The sequence below is a fragment of the Aliiroseovarius sp. F47248L genome (assembly GCF_023016085.1).
In the GTDB taxonomy this organism is placed as follows: Bacteria; Pseudomonadota; Alphaproteobacteria; order Rhodobacterales; family Rhodobacteraceae; genus Aliiroseovarius.
Genome location: NZ_JALKBF010000001.1, coordinates 1368429 through 1387022, shown reverse-complemented (window position 1 = coordinate 1387022; position 18594 = coordinate 1368429). Strand labels below are relative to the sequence as shown.

The 18594-nt window shown below is 58.6% G+C and carries 14 protein-coding genes; 8 read left to right on the top strand and 6 right to left on the bottom strand.

The window, feature by feature from the left end; all coding sequences use genetic code 11:
* Nucleotides 1–107: 107 nt before the first annotated feature.
* From trkA to hflX, 4 genes are all read left to right on the top strand, one after another.
* Nucleotides 108–1484 carry a Trk system potassium transporter TrkA gene (gene trkA, locus MWU51_RS06925; RefSeq protein WP_247035863.1) on the top strand — a complete coding sequence of 459 codons (1377 nt, stop codon included), beginning with the start codon at nucleotides 108–110 and terminating at the stop codon, nucleotides 1482–1484.
* A 27-nt stretch (nucleotides 1485–1511) separates the two neighbouring features.
* Entirely contained in the window at nucleotides 1512–3059 is a 1548-nt protein-coding gene (locus tag MWU51_RS06920; protein ID WP_247035861.1) for a potassium transporter TrkG, read from the top strand.
* 170 nt (nucleotides 3060–3229) lie between these two features.
* Complete coding sequence (hfq, locus tag MWU51_RS06915; RefSeq protein ID WP_133488330.1) at nucleotides 3230–3466, top strand: RNA chaperone Hfq; 237 nt, start codon at nucleotides 3230–3232, stop codon at nucleotides 3464–3466.
* An 8-nt stretch (nucleotides 3467–3474) separates the two neighbouring features.
* Nucleotides 3475–4773, top strand: a complete 1299-nt coding sequence (gene hflX, locus MWU51_RS06910; protein ID WP_247038744.1) for a GTPase HflX — start codon at nucleotides 3475–3477, stop codon at nucleotides 4771–4773.
* A gap of 26 nt (nucleotides 4774–4799) precedes the next feature.
* Here hflX and MWU51_RS06905 read toward each other — a convergent pair whose 3' ends face one another.
* On the bottom strand, nucleotides 4800–7268 hold the full coding sequence (locus tag MWU51_RS06905; protein WP_247035860.1) for a penicillin acylase family protein: 2469 nt from the start codon (nucleotides 7266–7268) through the stop codon (nucleotides 4800–4802).
* Between the two features lie 97 nt (nucleotides 7269–7365).
* Here MWU51_RS06905 and MWU51_RS06900 point away from each other — a divergent pair, with 97 nt between their 5' ends.
* The gene (locus MWU51_RS06900) at nucleotides 7366–8238 is read left to right on the top strand and encodes an NAD(P)-dependent oxidoreductase (RefSeq protein ID WP_247035858.1); all 873 of its coding nucleotides are present in this window, start codon (nucleotides 7366–7368) and stop codon (nucleotides 8236–8238) included.
* 67 nt (nucleotides 8239–8305) lie between these two features.
* On the opposite strand, the gene MWU51_RS06895 is transcribed toward MWU51_RS06900, so the two are convergent.
* Nucleotides 8306–8839, bottom strand: a complete 534-nt coding sequence (locus MWU51_RS06895) for a YSC84-related protein (RefSeq protein WP_247035857.1) — start codon at nucleotides 8837–8839, stop codon at nucleotides 8306–8308.
* A gap of 180 nt (nucleotides 8840–9019) precedes the next feature.
* Entirely contained in the window at nucleotides 9020–10036 is a 1017-nt protein-coding gene (gene hemB, locus MWU51_RS06890) for a porphobilinogen synthase (RefSeq protein ID WP_247035855.1), read from the bottom strand.
* Between the two features lie 241 nt (nucleotides 10037–10277).
* Here hemB and MWU51_RS06885 point away from each other — a divergent pair, with 241 nt between their 5' ends.
* Complete coding sequence (locus tag MWU51_RS06885) at nucleotides 10278–10802, top strand: component of SufBCD complex (protein WP_247035854.1); 525 nt, start codon at nucleotides 10278–10280, stop codon at nucleotides 10800–10802.
* A gap of 44 nt (nucleotides 10803–10846) precedes the next feature.
* The gene (mfd, locus tag MWU51_RS06880) at nucleotides 10847–14317 is read left to right on the top strand and encodes a transcription-repair coupling factor (RefSeq protein ID WP_247035853.1); all 3471 of its coding nucleotides are present in this window, start codon (nucleotides 10847–10849) and stop codon (nucleotides 14315–14317) included.
* Here the strand turns inward: mfd and MWU51_RS06875 are convergent.
* Genes MWU51_RS06875 through MWU51_RS06865 form a run of 3 tightly spaced genes read right to left on the bottom strand, consistent with a single transcriptional unit; the run spans nucleotide 14314 to nucleotide 17810 of the window.
* Nucleotides 14314–15546, bottom strand: a complete 1233-nt coding sequence (locus MWU51_RS06875) for a multidrug effflux MFS transporter (protein ID WP_247035852.1) — start codon at nucleotides 15544–15546, stop codon at nucleotides 14314–14316. The genes mfd and MWU51_RS06875 overlap by 4 nt on opposite strands.
* Entirely contained in the window at nucleotides 15543–16205 is a 663-nt protein-coding gene (locus MWU51_RS06870; RefSeq protein ID WP_247035851.1) for a DsbA family oxidoreductase, read from the bottom strand. The genes MWU51_RS06875 and MWU51_RS06870 overlap by 4 nt, the downstream gene beginning before the upstream one ends.
* Nucleotides 16206–16265: 60 nt before the next feature.
* Nucleotides 16266–17810, bottom strand: a complete 1545-nt coding sequence (locus MWU51_RS06865; protein ID WP_247038743.1) for a class I adenylate-forming enzyme family protein — start codon at nucleotides 17808–17810, stop codon at nucleotides 16266–16268.
* 79 nt (nucleotides 17811–17889) lie between these two features.
* On the opposite strand from MWU51_RS06865, the gene MWU51_RS06860 reads away from it, so the two are divergent.
* On the top strand, nucleotides 17890–18516 hold the full coding sequence (locus tag MWU51_RS06860) for an XRE family transcriptional regulator (RefSeq protein ID WP_247035850.1): 627 nt from the start codon (nucleotides 17890–17892) through the stop codon (nucleotides 18514–18516).
* Nucleotides 18517–18594 lie beyond the last annotated feature (78 nt).

Here is an 18594-nt window from a genome sequence, read left to right as displayed (position 1 = left end):
AAGTGGGCTGGGCTTGCAATGTGGCGTGGCGGCGTCGATCGGTGGGCATTGACCCTGAACGGGCCTTCTGCCATGGATTTTTTTGATGTGACATCAGGGAGAACCGGATGAAGGTCATCATTTGCGGTGCCGGTCAGGTGGGCTGGCAAATTGCGCGTCACCTGTCCAGTGAAAAGAATGACGTGACGGTGGTGGACAACAACGCCGAGCTTGTCGCGCGAGCAACTGACACGTTGGACGTGCAGGGGGTGGCTGGCCATGCCTCTTATCCCGATGTTCTGGATCGCGCCGGGGCAAGGGATGCCGACATGATCATCGCGGCGACCCATTCAGACGAGGTGAACATGGTCACCTGCCAGATTGCGCATTCCGTGTTCGCGATCCCGCGAAAGATCGCGCGGCTGCGTGCGCAAAGCTATCTGGATGCGATCTACGCCGACATGTATCGGCGCGATCACCTGCCCATTGATGTTGTGATCAGCCCGGAACGCGAGGTGGCGCAAGCGGTGTTGAAACGACTGCAGGCACCCTCGGCCTTTGATATCGAAAGTTTCATGGATTCGCGGGTGCAGCTTTTGGGCATTCAGATCGCCGACGACTGCCCGGTTGTGAACACGCCCCTGCGACAGTTGACCGATCTATTCTCGACGCTCAGCGCGGTGGTGGTTGGCATCCGCCGTGAAGGGTCCTTGTTTGCGCCCGAGGCCGGAGATCAGCTGTTTGGCGGCGATCAGATATATGTGTTCACCCGCACTGAAGATGTGAACCGTACCCTTGAGGTGTTCGGAAAGTCGGTAAAGCGTCAGGAACGTGTTGTCATTCTGGGCGGTGGAAATGTGGGGCTGGCCGTTGCGCGTGAATTGGAAAACCGAACCGACCGCATCCGCGCCAAAGTTGTGGAATTGAACCGCGCGGTCGCCGAACGCGCTGCGGACGCGTTGGAGCGCACCGTTGTCCTGCATGGCGACGCGATGAATATCGAACTGATGAAAGAAGCTGGCGTACCTCGCGCCGACGCCATCTTGTCGGTGACCGATGATGATCGAGTGAACCTGTTGGCGGCGGTCCGGGCGAAGGCGGCGGGATGTGCGATGTCGATCTGTCTGATCAACGATCCATCACTGGTCAACCTGATGGGACCGTTGAAAATCGACGCCTATATCAACCCGCGCACACAGACCGTCAGCTCGATCCTGCGCCACATTCGCCGCGGGAAAGTGCGCGAGGTTTATTCGCTGGGGGATGCCGAGGCCGAAGTGATCGAGGCACAGGTGCTGTCTACATCGCCCATTGCAGGCAAGGCGGTGCGTGACATCGACTTTCCCGAAGGGGTTCTAGTCGGTGCGATCCTGAAGGGCGACAAGGTTGTGAAACCAACGGGCAAGACACGGGTCGACGAAGGGGACGTGGTCGCCTTGTTCTCGATGGCTGCAGACGTGCCCGAGGTCGAGCGGCTGCTTCAAGTCACCATCGACTTTTTCTGATCCCGCCGCACCGATAAGGCCAACGCCATGCTCGCCAATATCGCCAAACTGCCGCTGCTTGTGATCCTGATGGGGATCGGCGCGTTTGCGATGCTGCTGCCTGCTGGGTTTGGTTGGATGATTGGCGAGTTTTATGAGGCGCGAGTGTTTCTGTATGGCGCTTTGCTGTTTGGGTTTCTGACTTCGTTTTTAGCCATCGCGATGGCTGATCGAGATCGTTCGACCCGGCATCGGCGTCACCTGTTGGCTTTGCTTGGGCTGTTCGTTCTGCTGCCGATCATGCTGGCTGTGCCTTTTCATCAGGCCGTGCGCACCACAACCTTCCTGAACTCTTATGTCGAGATGGTGTCGGCCCTGACCACCACCGGCGCGACCTTGTTCGAAGATGCAAGCCGTATCGCCCGCTCGGTCCACCTATGGCGCGCCTTGGTGGGATGGATGGGCGGACTGTTCATCTGGGTTGGCGCGATTGCCATTCTTGCCCCGATGTCGCTGGGCGGGTTTGAGGTGCGGGCAAGATATGGCAAACGCGGTGCGGCAGCTTCCGGCGATACGCGATTTGGAGCAGGTATCAGTCAGATCACGCGGGTTGCTGATTTTTCGGAACGAATCCGGACCTATGGCGTGCGGCTGTTGCCGGTTTATATCGGTCTGACGGCGGCCTTGTGGCTGGGTCTGATCATTGCCGGAGACAACGCCTTCATCGCGTTGTGTCACGCTATGTCGACCATCGCGACCAGCGGCATCTCTCCGGTTGGTGGCCCGGCGGGCAGCAATTCGGGTTATGTCGGCGAGATCGTGATGGCATTCTTTTTCATCTTTGCCATCTCACGTGTGACCTTTGCGTCGGATATGCAGGGCAGCGAACGACGGCGACGCCTGCCGGAAGATCCCGAAATACGCATGGCGTTGGCGATCGTGATCTTGCTGCCGCTGTTTCTGTTCCTACGCCACTGGGTCGGGGCGTATGAGGTAGACGAGGAGCAAAACTGGACCGCGGGTCTGACATCACTTTGGGGCAGTTTCTTTACCGTGCTGTCATTTCTGACGACCACCGGCTTTGAAAGTGCTGCCTGGGCGGACAGCCGCAACTGGTCGGGTCTTCAGACACCAGGACTGATCCTAATGGCATTGGCGCTGATCGGCGGTGGGGTTGCCACAACCGCAGGAGGCGCGAAGCTGATGCGTGTCTATGCGCTTTATTTGCATGGGTTGCGCGAGATGGAGAAGCTTGTCCACCCGTCGTCCGTCGGCGGATCGGGCACTGAAGCGCGACATATCCGTGGGCGCGGGGCCTATATGGCGTGGGTCTTTTTCATGCTGATGTCGATGTCCGTGGCGCTTGTCACAGGTTTGTTTTCGTTGCTTGGGCAGGATTTCGAAAGCGCGATGACCCTGACCATTGCCGCATTGACCACAACCGGGCCGATTGCGGAGGTCGCATCGGCGGAGCCGATTTCTTACAGCACGTTATCAGATCCGGCCAAAGCTGTTTTAGCCGGCGCAATGATCCTTGGGCGTCTGGAGATGCTGGCCATCATCGCGTTGCTTAGCCCCGAGATATGGCGACGCTAACCCGCTGGGTCGGATGTTGAACTGCGATCCACGCCAATGATAACTCCTCTCAATCCGTTGTCCCAATGCGCAAAAAAGGGGGTGGAAAAGGTCAAGTCCTCACGCCATAGTGGCGTCACGAAGAATTTCTGCCGGGTTCCGGCAGCACGAGAGAAAAAAGGAAAAAAGCGATGGCTGCCGACAAACAGAACCTGCAGGACGCGTTTCTGAACCATGTTCGAAAATCGAAAGTTCCAGTGACGATCTTCTTGATCAATGGCGTGAAACTTCAGGGCGTCATCTCATGGTTTGACAATTTCTGTGTCTTGCTGCGCCGCGATGGCCAGTCGCAACTTGTCTACAAGCACGCGATTTCAACCATCATGCCCGGCCAGCCGATCAACCTTTATGATGGCGAAGAAAGCTGAGCGATCTCATTGACCGGGAAGAACAGCCCACGCGGGCTTGGGTCTTCCATCCCGAACTGACAGCCGACCGCAACCGCCGCGACGCGGCCCCTGCGCTTGAGGAAGCTGTATCGCTTGCGATGGCGTTACCCGATCTTGACGTGGTCGGGTCCGGCGTCGTGCGCCTGCCCACGCCACATCCCGGCAAGCTGTTCGGAAAGGGAAAGTTGCAGGAACTGGGTCAGCAACTGCACGCCGCCGAGGTCGAGCTGGTGCTGATCGACGGGCCGGTCAGCCCGGTGCAGCAACGCAATCTGGAGAAGGAATGGAAGGTCAAGATTCTTGACCGAACCGGCTTGATCCTTGAAATTTTTTCTGACCGTGCGCGCACCCGAGAAGGGGTGTTGCAGGTTGAAATGGCCGCGCTGACCTATCAACGGACGCGACTGGTGCGCGCCTGGACCCACCTTGAACGACAGCGGGGTGGACTCGGATTCGTGGGCGGCCCCGGCGAAACCCAGATCGAGGCGGACCGCCGCGCCATTGATGATCAGCTGAACCGGCTGCGTCGGCAGCTTGAAAAGGTTGTGAAGACTCGCGAACTGCACCGCGCGGCACGCGCCAAGGTGCCGTATCCGATTGTTGCACTGGTCGGTTATACCAATGCGGGCAAGTCCACACTGTTCAACCGTATGACCGGGGCTAATGTGCTGGCCAAGGACATGCTGTTTGCCACGCTTGATCCAACAATGCGCCAGATCGAACTGCCGGCAATAGGGAAGCAGCCGGCGCAGGGTGGCGGACGCAAAGTGATCCTGTCCGATACAGTGGGCTTCATCTCGGATTTGCCAACGCAACTTGTGGCCGCCTTTCGCGCCACGCTGGAAGAGGTATTGGCCGCAGATCTGATCCTGCATGTCCGTGACATCAGCCATGAAAGCACCGATGAACAGGCCCATGATGTGGACTTGATCATGACCGAACTGGGGGTGAACGAAGACACGCCGCAGATTGAGGTCTGGAACAAGATCGACCTGCTGGACACGGACGATCAAGACGCCCGACGCCGCGAGGCGGAACGTAGCGACAGTATTCTGGCCATCTCTGCACTGACCGGTAAAGGATTTGACGATCTGGTGCTGGCTATCGACGCCGCCCTTGATACACCGCGCAAGACTGAGACGCTTAACTTGGCGTTCTCGGACGGGCGAAAACGGGCATGGCTGTTTGACAAAGGCATTGTCGAAACCGAAGAGCCAGGCGAAGACGGCTGGGCGATCACGGTGACATGGACCGATCGGCAAGCGGCGGAATATGCCGCGCTCTGAACCCTAGCGCGTTCAGTGCTTCCCGATCAGTTCTTCGGCAACAACTGGGTCACCCCAACCGACGCAGCCCGCGCTAAAGCCGGGTCCAGCGACATCGGCGTATATTCTCCACGTCGCCACAATTCGCCCAGATCGTCATAGTGGCGCGATAGCGGATGGCCCGACTGCCCAGTCGAAATCACGAATAGCGAGCTGTTGGGATCGGCGAAATCATAGACACCACGAAATCCGGCGCCGTGCACATTGCGATAAGGGTTCTTTCCGGTCCCCGCAGTGCGCCCGCGCAACAGCGTGTTGTCCCCGCCCGAGGTAGACTGACGGATGTTCACAAACCATTTCAGGAAGGGCACATCCCCCAGCACCGGGTGCTTGTGCGTCACCTCGTGATAGTCGCCCCAACGCAGGCTTTCCTGTGCGCCACCGGCGTTCTCGTCCAACCACAGCAGAGCGTCATCCAGCGCGACGCGGGCAATGTCGGTACAAGTTTCTTCTGGCGCGGATTGGATCACGTCGCACCAAACGCCAGCGCCTTCGACATCGCGAAAGACCCGTTCGATGAAGATCGGCTCGACATGCGGGAACTCGTTTGCCAGTGGGCCAAGCTCGTCCCGGATCAGGCGGTTTTGCAAAGCGCGAAGCCATGCTGAATAGATCAGCGGCTCAGGCATATGCTCGTTCATCTCGCCGTTCCAGTTGGCCAGAAGCTCCAGCGCGCGCTGGCGGGCGCGTTCTGGGGTGCCATCAGGAGCGGCTTCGCCGGTGAACCAGAGATCCGCACCCACCAAGGGCAACAGCGTGCGGGCCGTCACGGAAACGGAATCAAGTTGCGCTTCGATAAAACTGTCGCGGGTGTGCACCTCGCGCGCCTGCATCAAGCGGCTCCAACGCTGCACACGTTGGCTGTCTCCCCATTCGAAGCTCATATGGTTGGGGAAGGGGCGATCCACCAGCTTGTTGTTGGTGTTACCCACGATCCCCCCCGTTGGTTGCACAAATTCAGGATTGGCGCTGTAGCTCAGTAAACCTTGCCACCGATTTTCGGGCACCCAGCCGGGGCTGGGAATACGACCGCGTGTCTGGTGCTGTGCGTCGCGCTTAGGCATCGCACCGATCACTTTCATCGCGATGCTGTCGCGATCCGCCAGGGTCAGGGTCAGACTGGGGGCGACGTAGTCAGCTCCAGCGGCAATCCCTTCCATCACGGATTTTGACCGCATCAAGCGGATCGCCGCGCTCATCGAGCGGTCTTCGCGGGTCAAGAGCGTCCAGTTCAGCGACATGGCGTGGCCGGGCGGGGTGATGATCCCGACATCGAATAGGTGTCCCGGCAGGACCGGGCCATTGTCGGACCATTGGAGGTCAAAGGTCACAGGGGCTTCGTCTTTGATTTTTACGATCGAGCCGCGTTTGGTCAGCGGTTTGAACCCATCGGGGGTCTGCACTTCAGTCGGGTTGTCCGGGTTCAGTTTCTCGACATGCAAATCCTGGTCGTCGAGATAGGACGCGGTGACCCCCCAGCCAAAAGAATCCGAACGCCCCACCATCATCGCAGGCATACCGGGAATGGTGCCGCCGATCACGCCGCCCGTCGACAGCTCCAGCCGCGCCAGATACCAGATCGCGGGTGCAGTGAAGCCCAGATGAGGGTCGTTGGCCAATAGCGTTCCACCCGCGGCTGAGCGTTTAGGCGCAGCGGCCCAGGCATTCGAGGCACCTGCCAGACCGCGACGTGGGGTAGGCCACAAGTCAGGACGCTCCTGACCTGTAGGAAGGTTGGCAAACTGGGTCTTTGGCACATTCAGAAGTGCTGCATAATCGGGCAGAGCAGCGACCCCGGTGCCGGGGATGTCAGGCAGGATATCTTTCACCCGCTCTTCCGGAAGCGCAAGGGTAACACGCGCACGCAGCAGCTCTTCTTCCAGATGACCGGCCAATTGCACGCCCATAAGCTTAAGAATGGCAATGCTGTCTGCGGGCTGCCACGGCGACAATTCGTTAGAAAACAGGAAAAACTCGGGTGCGCCCCGGCCCAGCGCCTCGGAATTCACGCGGCTGAGATAAGCGTTAACACCCGAGCTATAGGCTTTCAGTGCGGTTCTGGCATCATCGTCCTGCACCTCGACCGCTGCTTTCGCCAGCGAGTAAAGGTCCAATCGCCGCATCAGCTCGTCCACCTGCAAAGTGCGTCGGCCAAATACTTCGGACAACCGGCCCTGTGCAGTGCGGCGCATCATCATCATCTGCCACAGTCGATCCTGCGCGTGGGCATATCCCAAGCCGAAAAACACATCGGCGTCGTTTTCGCCAAATATATGGGGAATATTGGCGTTGCTGCGCACGATCTCGACCGGGGCGGTGATCCCGGCCGTCTTTCGGGTGACGCTGTAATCGGGCAGGGATTGCGCCGCCAGATAATAAACCAGCGTCATCACAAGCCCGCCAACAACAAGCAAGCCAGCCACAATGCGGATCATCCAAAGAACGACCTTACCCATCAAATTTCATCCACTGTCATGCTGCCATCCGTTGACCTTGCGAGTCCAAGCGGTAACTACTGTGCTTCACAGGGGAATTCAACGGAAGGGAACCGTCATGGCAAAATGTGCATTTCTGGGCTTGGGAGTGATGGGATACCCAATGGCGGGCCATCTTGTTTCCAAAGGGCATGAGGTGACGGTCTACAATCGAACCACCGCGAAAGCTGAAGCATGGGCCAAGGAACATGGCGGTGCTTGGGCTGCTATGCCGCGCGAGGCGGCCGAGGGCGCGGATTTCGTGATGGCCTGTGTGGGTAATGATGACGACTTGCGCGCCGTGGTCGCTGGCGCCGACGGCGCATTAACGGGGATGCAGAACGGCGCTGTTTTTGTCGATCACACCACAGTATCAGCCGCCGTCACCCGCGAGCTGTATGCCGCAGCCGCCGATCAGGGCGTGTCCTTTGTCGATGCGCCGGTATCAGGCGGGCAGGCCGGGGCAGAAAATGGCGTTCTGTCGATCATGTGCGGTGGCGATCATGCAGCTTTTGATGCAGCAGAACCGATCATGCAGACCTATGGCCGCACGGTGAAACGGCTGGGTGAAAGCGGAGCGGGGCAATTGACCAAGATGGTCAATCAAATCTGCATAGCGGGTCTGGTTCAAGGCTTGTCCGAAGGCTTGCATTTTGCCGAAAAAGCCGGTCTGGACATTCGCGAAGTGGTCGATGTGATCCAAGGGGGGGCGGCTGGAAGTTGGCAGATGGTCAACCGACATGAAACCATGGCGGATGATCACTTTGAACACGGGTTTGCAGTTGACTGGATGCGTAAGGATCTTGGCATCTGTCTGTCCACCGCGGATGAGAACGGAGCGTCGCTGCCTGTCACGGCATTGGTCGATCAGTTTTACAAGGATGTGCAAAAGATGGGGGGTGGACGTTGGGACACCTCCAGTTTGTTCAAACGATTGAAGTCCACCAGGTAAGAGGTTGTCAGTAAACAGAAAGGGCGGATTGGATCCGCCCTTTTTTTGCATGTTCTATCCGTTTGGATCAGGGAATGATCCGTGTGTATTTTGCCCCTTCGATCGACGCACCGGCAATCAATCCGGCTTGACCGAACACTACCGCAACCACTGGCGATGAGGCCGTGATCGTATCAGCGGTCAAACGGTCGCCTTCAGTCTGAAAGGCGTATTTTATATCGGCCGAGGCCACCCAACCAGCAGCCCTGCGGAAATCCTGCAACGCTTGATCGGTCATGAAAAACAGCACATGCGCATACTGTTGCGCGCCGATTTGCAGACCGGCACTGGCCTGTGTCAGCAGGTAGTAGTCGACTGTGGCGTCGTTGATACGCAGCGCGCCGCGCCCATAAGCGCCGCCCAGACCAAAGCCTGCTTCCGTCACCAATGGCATAATCAATTGGCCGGTCGATTTCGACGCCAGCTCGCGCGTGCCCGGATACCGGTTGTAAAGATAGTCCAGCGTGCTGTCGACGCGGGCGTCAATGCGATCTCCGTCGCGCGACCCAACGCCGTTTGCACATGCGGCCAGCGATACGCTCGCACCGCCTGCTGCTATCATGAACCCTCTGCGGGAAAGCCTGTTCTTTTGCATAATTTCGCCTCGTTGAATGTGCCGCCGCCGCGACAAGTGCTCGTTTGTGGGTCTTGGCCCACTTGCCACAAGATATAGCGGCATGCGTTACGGCTGTCACCCGTTAAGCGCAAGAGGCGCGAAAAATGGCCTATGAAGTACCTTGGATTACAAGCCGTTGAGAAGCCGCGCGATACGAGGCGCGAAATAGGTCAGAATGCCATCGCAACCAGCGCGCTTGAAGGCCATCAGGCTTTCCGCCATGACCATGTCACCGTCCAGCCAGCCATTATCTGCTGCAGCCATCAGCATCGCGTATTCACCGGACACCTGATAGGCGAAGGTGGGCACGCCGAATGTGTCTTTCACCCTTTGGCAGATATCAAGATAGGGCATTCCGGGTTTGACCATGATCATGTCAGCACCTTCGGCCAGATCCCTTTCGACCAGCCGCATTGCTTCATTCGAGTTTGCGGGGTCCATCTGATAGGTCTTTTTGTCACCTTTCAGCGCGCCGGAGGCACCGACGGCGTCGCGGAACGGTCCATAAAAAGCTGATGCATATTTGGCAGTATAGCTCATGATCGTGACGTTGCGGTGGTCGGCGGCCTCAAGCGCATGGCGCATGGCCCCGATCCGTCCGTCCATCATGTCCGATGGGCCAAGAATGTCCGCACCGGCGTCGGCTTGCGCCAAAGCCATTTTGACCAAGGCCTCGACCGTCTCATCATTCAAAATCTCACCATCAACGACAATCCCGTCATGGCCGTTCGAGTTATACGGGTCGAGCGCAACATCCGTCATCACGGCAAGTTCAGGCACCGCGTCTTTTATGGCGCGTATGGCCCGGTTCGACAGGTTGTCGGGGTTCCAAGCCTCTTCACAGGCTTCCGTTTTCAGCGCGGGATCGGTGTTTGGAAAGATACACATCGCCGGGATGCCCAGATCGGCGGCGTCCCGGGCTGCCGCGACCAGTCGGTCGATGGATCTGCGTGTAACACCGGGCATCGACGGGACGGCTTCTTCGTGGTCATCACCATCCTCCACGAAAACAGGCCAGATCAGATCATCCACACTGAGCGTGTTTTCCCGCACCAAATTGCGTAAAGGTGCGCTGGAGCGCGTGCGCCGCAAGCGTGTCATGGGAAACGGGGCGACCGTGGTGGTGTGTGGGGCGCGGCTCATATTCGTCTCCTCTGGCTGGGGCAGGGCACGGAAGGCCCTGTCCTCTTGGCTTCAAACTTCCTGCCATGGGATCGCGCCCATCACAAGTGTGCAATCTGCCGCTGTTTGTCGCAAAAGCGGGCTGGCATTGCTGCGCCGCCACGGCTAGTCTGGCGAAATACAGGACAGGCCCGAGCAGGCAGTCGATCCGAACAAAGTTCGGACCGCCCGGAATACGGCCCAAAAGCAAGGTGAAGTGCACGTGGATTGGTATTCCACCGTATTCGAAATCATAGACATGCGGTCGTTCTCGAACCTGTGGTATTGGATCGCGCTTGCCGTGGCCTGGTCGACGGTCAGTCATTGGGTGGTCGGCGTGCCATTCGATCTGATCCAGAAGGCCGCCCGGCTGGAAGGCGAGGCCCAACAGGATCTAGAGGATCTGGTGCGCATCAACTGCAATCGAGTGCTTTATGTTGCTGGCGTGTCTGGCTTGTGGATCCTTGGATTTGCTGCGGCTTTGTTTACCTCGATGGCGATCCTGGGGTTTTGGTACAAGGTCGAGTTTGCGCAGGCCGTGTTCCTGCTTTTGTTCCCGATAGCACTGGCTGGTTTGATGTCGCTGAACACCGCCGCCGTGATCCGCGAACGTGCGTTGGACGGCGAAGATTTGCGTAAGCGCTTGAACCGTCACCGCGTGCAGACCCAGTTCCTTGGCATGGGCGCGATCTTCGTGACCTCGCTCTGGGGGATGTATCAAAACCTGTCATTGGGTGTATTGCGCTGACCCCGCGCCCTTGACACCAAACCTCAGGCCATTACCTCGCATCCATGGAAAAATTGCTGCTCTCTGGTGCCCCCGAAGGGTATGACGCCACGCTGCTGGTCAAGGAATTGGCTCGCGGGTCTGGGCCGGTCGTCCATGTGGCGCGTGACGACAAACGATTGGCTGCGATGGAGGCCGCGCTGGCGTTCTTCGCACCTGGTGTCACCGTCATCCGCTTTCCGGGCTGGGACTGTTTGCCTTTTGATCGTATGTCGCCCAATGCGGCCGTGTCTGCCACACGCATGGCGACACTGGCGGGGTTGGCAACGGGGCAGATCGCAGGAAAATTTGTTTTATTGACCACCCTGAATGCGGCAACGCAACGGGTGCCAGAGCGGGCTTTGCTGAAAGAGACGTCGTTCACCGCCAGCGTGGACCACCAGATCGACGTCGATGCGTTGCGTGCATTTTTGGTACGCATGGGCTTTTCGCAAGCGCCCACGGTGATGGAGCCGGGCGATTTCGCGATCCGGGGCGGGATCATCGACATATATGCCCCTGGTCATGACGGCCCGGTGCGGCTTGATCTGTTCGGCGACGTGTTGGATGGCATCCGCCGCTTCGACCCAGTCACACAGCGCACAACCGACACTCTGAAATCCATCGAATTGGCCCCTGTGTCCGAAGTCATTCTGGATGAGGCGGCGATCACTCGGTTTCGTCAGAACTACCGCATCGAGTTTGGGGCGGCAGGGTCGGATGACCCGCTTTACGAAGCGATTTCTGCCGGGCGTAAACATCAAGGAAACGAACACTGGCTTCCATTCTTTCACGAGCGGCTCGAGACGATTTTCGACTATGTGCCCGGTGCGACGGTCATGTTGGACGATCAATTGACGCCCACACGCCTGAGCCGGTGGGAGGCGATCGTCGATCAGTACGAGACCCGCAAGATTGCCATGTCCGCAAAAAACCGAATGGATACAGTCTATAAACCCTGTCCGCCGGGGCTTCTGTATCTGGACGATTCGGCGTGGGACGCTGCTCTTGCCGATACGCGGGTTGTTCAATTGGTCGCGCTTCCACAGGCTACTGGTGCAGGGGTGCTGGATGGCGGCGGGCGCATCGGGCGCAACTTCGCACGAGAACGTCAGCAGGAAAACATCAACCTGTTCAAATCCCTGACCGATCACATCGTTGCGAGAGACGACCAACCCGTGATCGTTGCGTCCTACTCCGAAGGTGCGCGCGAACGGCTTCAAGGGCTGTTGTCAGACGAAGGACTGGTCACCACTACGCGGATCAAAGATTTTCGCGATGTGCCGGATGGCAAGGGCGGCGTCTATCTGGTCGTCTGGCCGTTGGAGCACGGGTTTGAAGGCCCGGATCTGACAGTGATTTCAGAACAGGATGTGCTGGGCGACCGCCTGATCCGCGCGCCCAAGCGCAAACGCCGGGCCGAAAACTTCCTGACCGAAGCGCAAGGGCTGTCCGCTGGTGATCTGATCGTCCATGTCGATCACGGCGTAGGCAAGTTTACTGGCCTTGAAACCGTCACCGCCATGGGTGCGCCCCATGAATGTCTGGCGTTGGAGTACGCGGGTGGAGACCGGTTGTACCTACCGGTTGAAAACATCGAACTTCTGTCGAAATTTGGTCAAGAGACTGGACTGCTGGACAAGCTGGGCGGCGGCGCGTGGCAAGCCAAGAAGGCCAAGCTGAAGGAGCGCATTCGCGAAATTGCCGACAAGCTGATCCGTCTGGCTGCCGAACGCGAACTGCGCAAAGCGCCTGTGCTGGATGCCCCCCACCACGCGTGGGAGGAGTTCTCGGCCCGCTTCCCGTATCAGGAAACAGAAGACCAGTTGGGCGCGATTGAAGACGTGTTGACCGACTTGTCGTCGGGTCGCCCGATGGATCGGTTGATCTGCGGCGATGTGGGCTTCGGCAAGACCGAAGTCGCCATGCGCGCGGCCTTTGTGGCGGCGTTGTCCGGCCAACAAGTGGCCGTCATTGCACCAACCACGCTGCTGGCGCGGCAGCATTACAAGAGCTTCTCCGAACGCTTTCGGGGTTTTCCCATTCAGATCGGACAGCTCAGCCGGTTCGTGGGGCAGCGCGAGGCAAAACTAACTCGTGAAGGCATGTCACGGGGAACGATGGATATTGTTGTTGGTACCCATGCGCTGTTGGCCAAGGACATTCGGTTCCGAAATCTTGGACTTCTGATTGTTGATGAAGAACAAAGGTTTGGTGTAGGGCATAAGGAGCGGCTGAAGGAAATGCGCTCGGATGTGCATGTGCTGACCCTGTCGGCCACACCGATCCCGCGCACACTTCAGATGTCGCTGTCCGGCGTTCGCGATCTGTCGATCATCGGCACGCCGCCGGTGGATCGGCTGTCGATCCGTACGTACGTATCCGAGTTTGACAGCGTCACCATCCGCGAGGCGCTGTTGCGCGAACATTACCGCGGTGGGCAAAGCTTCTTTGTCGTGCCACGGATCAAGGACTTGCCCGAGATCGAAGCGTTTCTGGCTGATCACGTTCCCGAAGTCTCGTTCGTTGTGGCGCATGGTCAGATGGCTGCGGGCGAGTTGGACAGCCGGATGAATGCGTTCTATGACGGCAAATATGATGTGCTTCTGGCGACCACGATTGTCGAAAGCGGCATCGATATTCCGACCGCAAATACAATGGTGATCCATCGCGCCGATATGTTTGGTCTGGCGCAACTTTACCAGATCCGGGGTCGGGTAGGCCGGTCGAAAACCCGGGCTTATGCCTATCTGACGACGAAACCTCGTGTACCGCTGACTCCCACTGCCGAAAAACGTTTGCGCGTGTTGGGGTCACTGGATGCGCTGGGGGCGGGTTTCACGCTGGCCAGTCAGGATCTGGACATTCGCGGCGCGGGCAATCTGGTGGGCGAGGAACAGTCAGGCCAGATGCGCGAAGTGGGGTACGAGCTTTACCAGCAGATGCTGGAAGAGGCGATTGCCAAGATTAAGGCGGGCGAGTTGGAAGGGTTGTCGGATGCCGACAGTACATGGGCGCCGCAGATCAATCTAGGCGTTCCTGTTCTTATTCCAGATACTTACGTACCAGATCTTGATGTGCGGCTTGGCTTGTATCGCCGTCTGTCCTCGCTCGCCACGAAGGTCGAACTCGAAGGCTTCGCTGCCGAATTGATCGACCGCTTTGGCCCGCTGCCGAAAGAGGTCAACACCTTGCTTCTGGTCGTGCGGATCAAGGGTATGTGCAAACGTGCGGGGATTGCCAAGCTGGATGGCGGGCCGAAAGGTGCAACGATCCAGTTCCACAATGACAAGTTCGCCTCGCCCGAAGGGTTGGTCGAGTTCATTCACGCGCAGAACGGATTGGCCAAGGTGCGTGACAACAAGATTGTGGTGCGTCGAGACTGGCGCAAGACCTCGGACAAGATCAAAGGCGCGTTTGCCATCGCGCAGGATTTGGCGATGAAGGTGAAAGACGCGCGTGCGAAGGCTGAGAAAGCCAATCCCACCGCGTCTTAGTTCATGTTTCCCCGGTCCAACTGCATCAGCGCCCATGCCAGCGCCGAACAGATCGTGACTCCGATCAAAAGTGGAAAGGGTGTGTTGTTGAAGGCCAGCCCAACAGGGGCAGCAATGGCGATGGCGGCGACGGTGGGCACGGCCCCGATCACGGCGCTTGCGGTGCCCGCCACATGGCCCAAGGGCTGAATGGCCAGCGCGTTCAGATTACCGAAACTCAGCCCGTTCAAGAAGAAAAGTGTTGTCGCCCAGCCGCAGAACAGCCACAGCGCAAACGCGCCTTGCGGGTCCAAATACCACCATGCAAGGAGCGTCAGTGAAGCCAGAACCGTCTGCGTCGCAAACCCCGCCAGCGCCAGCCGACGCATTCCCAAGCGTACGACAAGCTGGGCATTTAAGAACCCAGAGAAGGCGGAAAAAACCGTCACCAACGCGAAATAATAAGGGAAGTTTGTACCAGCTCCCAATACGTCGACAAATATCTGCTGGGCCGAACTGATGAACGACATCAGCTGACCGAATGCCAGCGTGATGATCGCCATATAGATCAGTGTCACACGTGTTTGCAAAACCACCTTGAACGCCGACAGTGTGGGGCGCAGCGACAGGGGCCGCCGACGCTCTGGTGGCAGGGTTTCGGGCTGGCGCAGTAAAAACCAAGTCAGGATCGCTGCGGCCAGCAAGATGTAAGCGGTGAACATCTGCCGCCAGCCAAAGCCCAGCACAATCCACTGTCCGATCATCGGGGCAACGGCGGGCACGAAGACGAAAAACCCAAACGCCATTGAATTCACCCGCGCCATTTGCCGCCCTTCGTAAAGGTCGCGGGTCATCGCCATGCCGCAGGTGCGCGGCCCGGCAGCACCCAATCCTTGCACGAACCGCCAGAACAGAATGGCCTCTAGCGTTTGCGCCCAAAAAGCGGCGAAGGCGGCCAGCATGTAAAGCAACATGCCCATCGACAGGGAAAACCGCCGCCCCATGCTGTCGGACAAAGGGCCAAAGACTAGCTGGCCAAACCCCGCGCCGATCACAAAGGCGCTGATCAGAAGCTGCGCCTTGTTGATATCATCGGGCACCAACTGGCTGCCGATTTCCGGCAATGCGGGCAAAATGGAGTCGATGGAAAACGCGACCATCGAAAACAGTGCCGCGATCAACAGCACATATTCGCGCAACCGCAAGGGCGTCTGAGGCGAAACATGCTGGGAAATGAAACGGGTGATCAATGCGCCGGACCTTCGGTCGATCTGGCGGCCAGCTGTGCGATCAGGTCATCAATCACCTGTGTCCAAAGTTCGGTCGGTTGCGCGCCCGGAACCACATGTTGGTTGGCCACGACGAAGGTCGGCACGGACTGAACGCCCTTTCGCCGGGCATCCATATCGCGCGCCTGAATATCCTCGGCATCGGCGTCCGTCTTCAGAAGGCGTGTCACGACGTCACCATCCATCCCGACCGAAGTCGCTATGCGAGCAAGCTGCGATTGGTCGCCGATATCGATACCTTCGATGAAATAGGCGCGGAACAGGCGGTCTACGACGGCGTTCTGCTTGAACTCGATCCCCGCCCAATGGATCAAGCGATGAGCGTTCAGGGTGTTCGGGGTGCGCTTGATACCCTCAAGATTGATCTTAAGGCCCGAGGCTTCAGCTTCGGTCGCCACTGGCAGATAGGCTTTTACCGCGCCTTCTTGCCCGCCGAATTTTGCTTCAAGATACGCACGACGGTCCATGCCGTCCTCGGGCATATCCGGGTTCAGTTGAAAGGGATGCCATTCGATCTTGAACGGATGGTCAGGCCGCGCTTCCAGTGCGTGATCAAGGCGGGACTTTCCGATATAGCACCAGGGGCAGATCGGGTCGGAAAAGATGTCGAGGCGGATCATTGGGGTCTCCCTTACGCGAAAGCTCTACCGGGGATTGTCGGGGATGGGAAGTGTTGTGGATCACAGTTGGGTGAGCAACCCGGCCTCAAACTGTGCGCGCAGGGTGGCGCGCAAAAGCTTGTTGTTGGCCCCGCGTGGCAGATTGTCGAGTGGAATGAACAACCGAGGGCATTTGTAATGCGCTAACTGCGAGTGGGCATGGGTTGAAAGCGTGTCTTCAGGGATCGGATCGATTTCAGGCGTATAGAAACACGCAATGATCGTGGCATCGTCTTTCACCGCCACCTCGGCACAGGCGGCTTCGTGTATGCCGGGATGTAAAGCCATGGCGGCTTCGACTTCGATCGGAGAGACCCGGAAGCCACCCGCGTTCATGATGTCATCCGACCGCCCTTCAAAAGTGATCGCCCCGTCCTTCGCCATACTAACAGTGTCGCCTGTAAGGAACCAGTCACCGCTGTATCGGCTTTTTGTGTCCTTATCGGCACCAAGATAGCCCAGCATCAAACCCGGATCGCTGCGATGTACAGCCATAATGCCGGGTGTGTCGCGTGGCATGATCTGACCGTCTGTGTCCAGCACCGCGATGTGCCGTCCCGGCTGAGGATAGCCGAGCGTGCCATCCGGGGCAGGGTGGTTGGGCGCGCCCGAGATAAAGGTCGAACATTCCGACATGCCATAGGCTTCATGGATCGGGGTCCGGGACGTCTCGACCCAATTGGCGCGCGTGGTCGCGGGCAGCTTTTCACCCGCAGACAAGCCATGACGCAAGGCGGGCAGGGCAGGCAATGGCGCGCGCAGCATCTGTCGATAGACACCGGGCGCAGCGGCAAAGATCGTCGCGTTTTCGCGTGCCAGCAATGGACCGAGCTGATCAGAGGATGTGCCTGCCGCCGGGATCAAAGCCGTTGCGCCCACCGACCAAGGGTCCATCAGTCCGGTGCCCAGCGTGTAGGTCCAGTTGAACGCGCCCGCATGCATCGAACGATCATCACGCGTTATCCCATACCAGCCGTCCCACATCATTTGCCGCGCCCAGATGGCACGATGAGCATGCACAACCGCGCGCGCCTTGCCGGATGTGCCCGACGTGAACACGACATAACCCGGACGCTCAGGATCGCCCATGTGAAACGGTGCGGGCGTGTGGTTGGCCAACTGGTGCAGTGCATCCACTTCCAGCACCGGTGCATCTGATTTTGACGGTAAGGCAATCCCGTCATCAGCGATTATCAGCCTGGGCGTGATCATTGCTGCCATCTTGGTGATTTCTGCCTGCGTCAACTGAGACGAGGTCGGCACCGGCACCAGCCCGGCAGCAATCGCGCCCAGAAAAGCCAGCGGAAAATCCACTGTGTTGCCCAGCCGCAAAAGCACTCTGTCGCCGGGCGACAACCCTTGCGCCAACAACCCGCCAGCCACACCCCGAACTGCGCGATTCAGTTGCTTGTACGTCCAATGCGTCTCGCCTGTCCCGTCTGGTGTCACCACTGACAGAGCGATCTTGTCACCCATATCCGCGGCATGAGTCAGCACATAGCGCGCCATGTTGAAAGCTTGAGGCGGCGACGGCAGTGGGGTGGTGGGGTGAAACTCGGACAGCATGCGTGTGATGTGCCAAGCTCTGGCTGAACTTGCAAGGGCGCGCAGTTGCATCACTCGGGTTTCCGTGTATTGAAAGCGCATGATAAAGCCTGAACAACCCAGTCTGATCCGTCTGGCCCGTGAGAACGGGGACGAGCCTCCCGATCCCAGCCCGTTGGACCTTGGCGCTCGGGTGCGGGACCTGCGTAAATCGCGCGGCTGGACGTTGGAGCAGGCGGCGCGTCAGGCGGGTCTTGCACGGTCGACCCTGTCAAAGATCGAAAACGGACAGATGTCGCCCACCTATGAGGCGTTGAAGAAACTGGCTGTCGGACTGGAAATCTCGGTGCCACAACTGTTCACCGCGCCAAAGGCCGCACAAGTGTCGGGCCGCATGGCTGTGACCAAAACGGGCGAAGGGGCGGCGCACGCAACCACCACCTATGAACACGAATTGCTGGCCGGTGCGCTGACCAAGAAAACGATGTTGCCTTATCGCGCACGGGTGCGGGCGCGATCATTCGACGAGTTCGACGGCTGGGTGCGTCATGACGGCGAGGAGTTCCTTTATGTCCTGACCGGCGCGATCCGTCTGATCACCGAGTTTTATGAACCGGTCGAGATGAAGCGCGGCGACAGCGCCTATTACGACGCGTCCATGGGGCATAATGTGGTGTCAACCAGTGCCGAGGACGCAACGATCCTGTGGGTGACGTCACTGGTGTGAGGTTTGAGGCGGAGTGGTGTGATTGTCGGCCTTGCGGAGAGAACCGACTTTTGCTGAAGAAATGCCAAAGATCACTTT

Excerpts from the sequence above, each read along its gene's own strand:
- MWU51_RS06900 (WP_247035858.1), top strand. The coding sequence starts at position 7,366 with ATGGCAAAATGTGCATTTCTGGGCTTGGGAGTGATGGGATACCCAATG.
- mfd (WP_247035853.1), top strand. The coding sequence starts at position 10,847 with ATGGAAAAATTGCTGCTCTCTGGTGCCCCCGAAGGGTATGACGCCACG.
- hemB (WP_247035855.1), bottom strand. The coding sequence starts at position 10,036 with ATGAGCCGCGCCCCACACACCACCACGGTCGCCCCGTTTCCCATGACA.
- MWU51_RS06860 (WP_247035850.1), top strand. The coding sequence starts at position 17,890 with ATGATAAAGCCTGAACAACCCAGTCTGATCCGTCTGGCCCGTGAGAAC.
- MWU51_RS06895 (WP_247035857.1), bottom strand. The coding sequence starts at position 8,839 with ATGATAGCAGCAGGCGGTGCGAGCGTATCGCTGGCCGCATGTGCAAAC.
- MWU51_RS06920 (WP_247035861.1), top strand. The coding sequence starts at position 1,512 with ATGCTCGCCAATATCGCCAAACTGCCGCTGCTTGTGATCCTGATGGGG.
- MWU51_RS06905 (WP_247035860.1), bottom strand. The coding sequence starts at position 7,268 with ATGGGTAAGGTCGTTCTTTGGATGATCCGCATTGTGGCTGGCTTGCTT.
- MWU51_RS06870 (WP_247035851.1), bottom strand. The coding sequence starts at position 16,205 with ATGATCCGCCTCGACATCTTTTCCGACCCGATCTGCCCCTGGTGCTAT.
- hfq (WP_133488330.1), top strand. The coding sequence starts at position 3,230 with ATGGCTGCCGACAAACAGAACCTGCAGGACGCGTTTCTGAACCATGTT.
- trkA (WP_247035863.1), top strand. The coding sequence starts at position 108 with ATGAAGGTCATCATTTGCGGTGCCGGTCAGGTGGGCTGGCAAATTGCG.
- MWU51_RS06865 (WP_247038743.1), bottom strand. The coding sequence starts at position 17,810 with ATGCTGTCCGAGTTTCACCCCACCACCCCACTGCCGTCGCCGCCTCAA.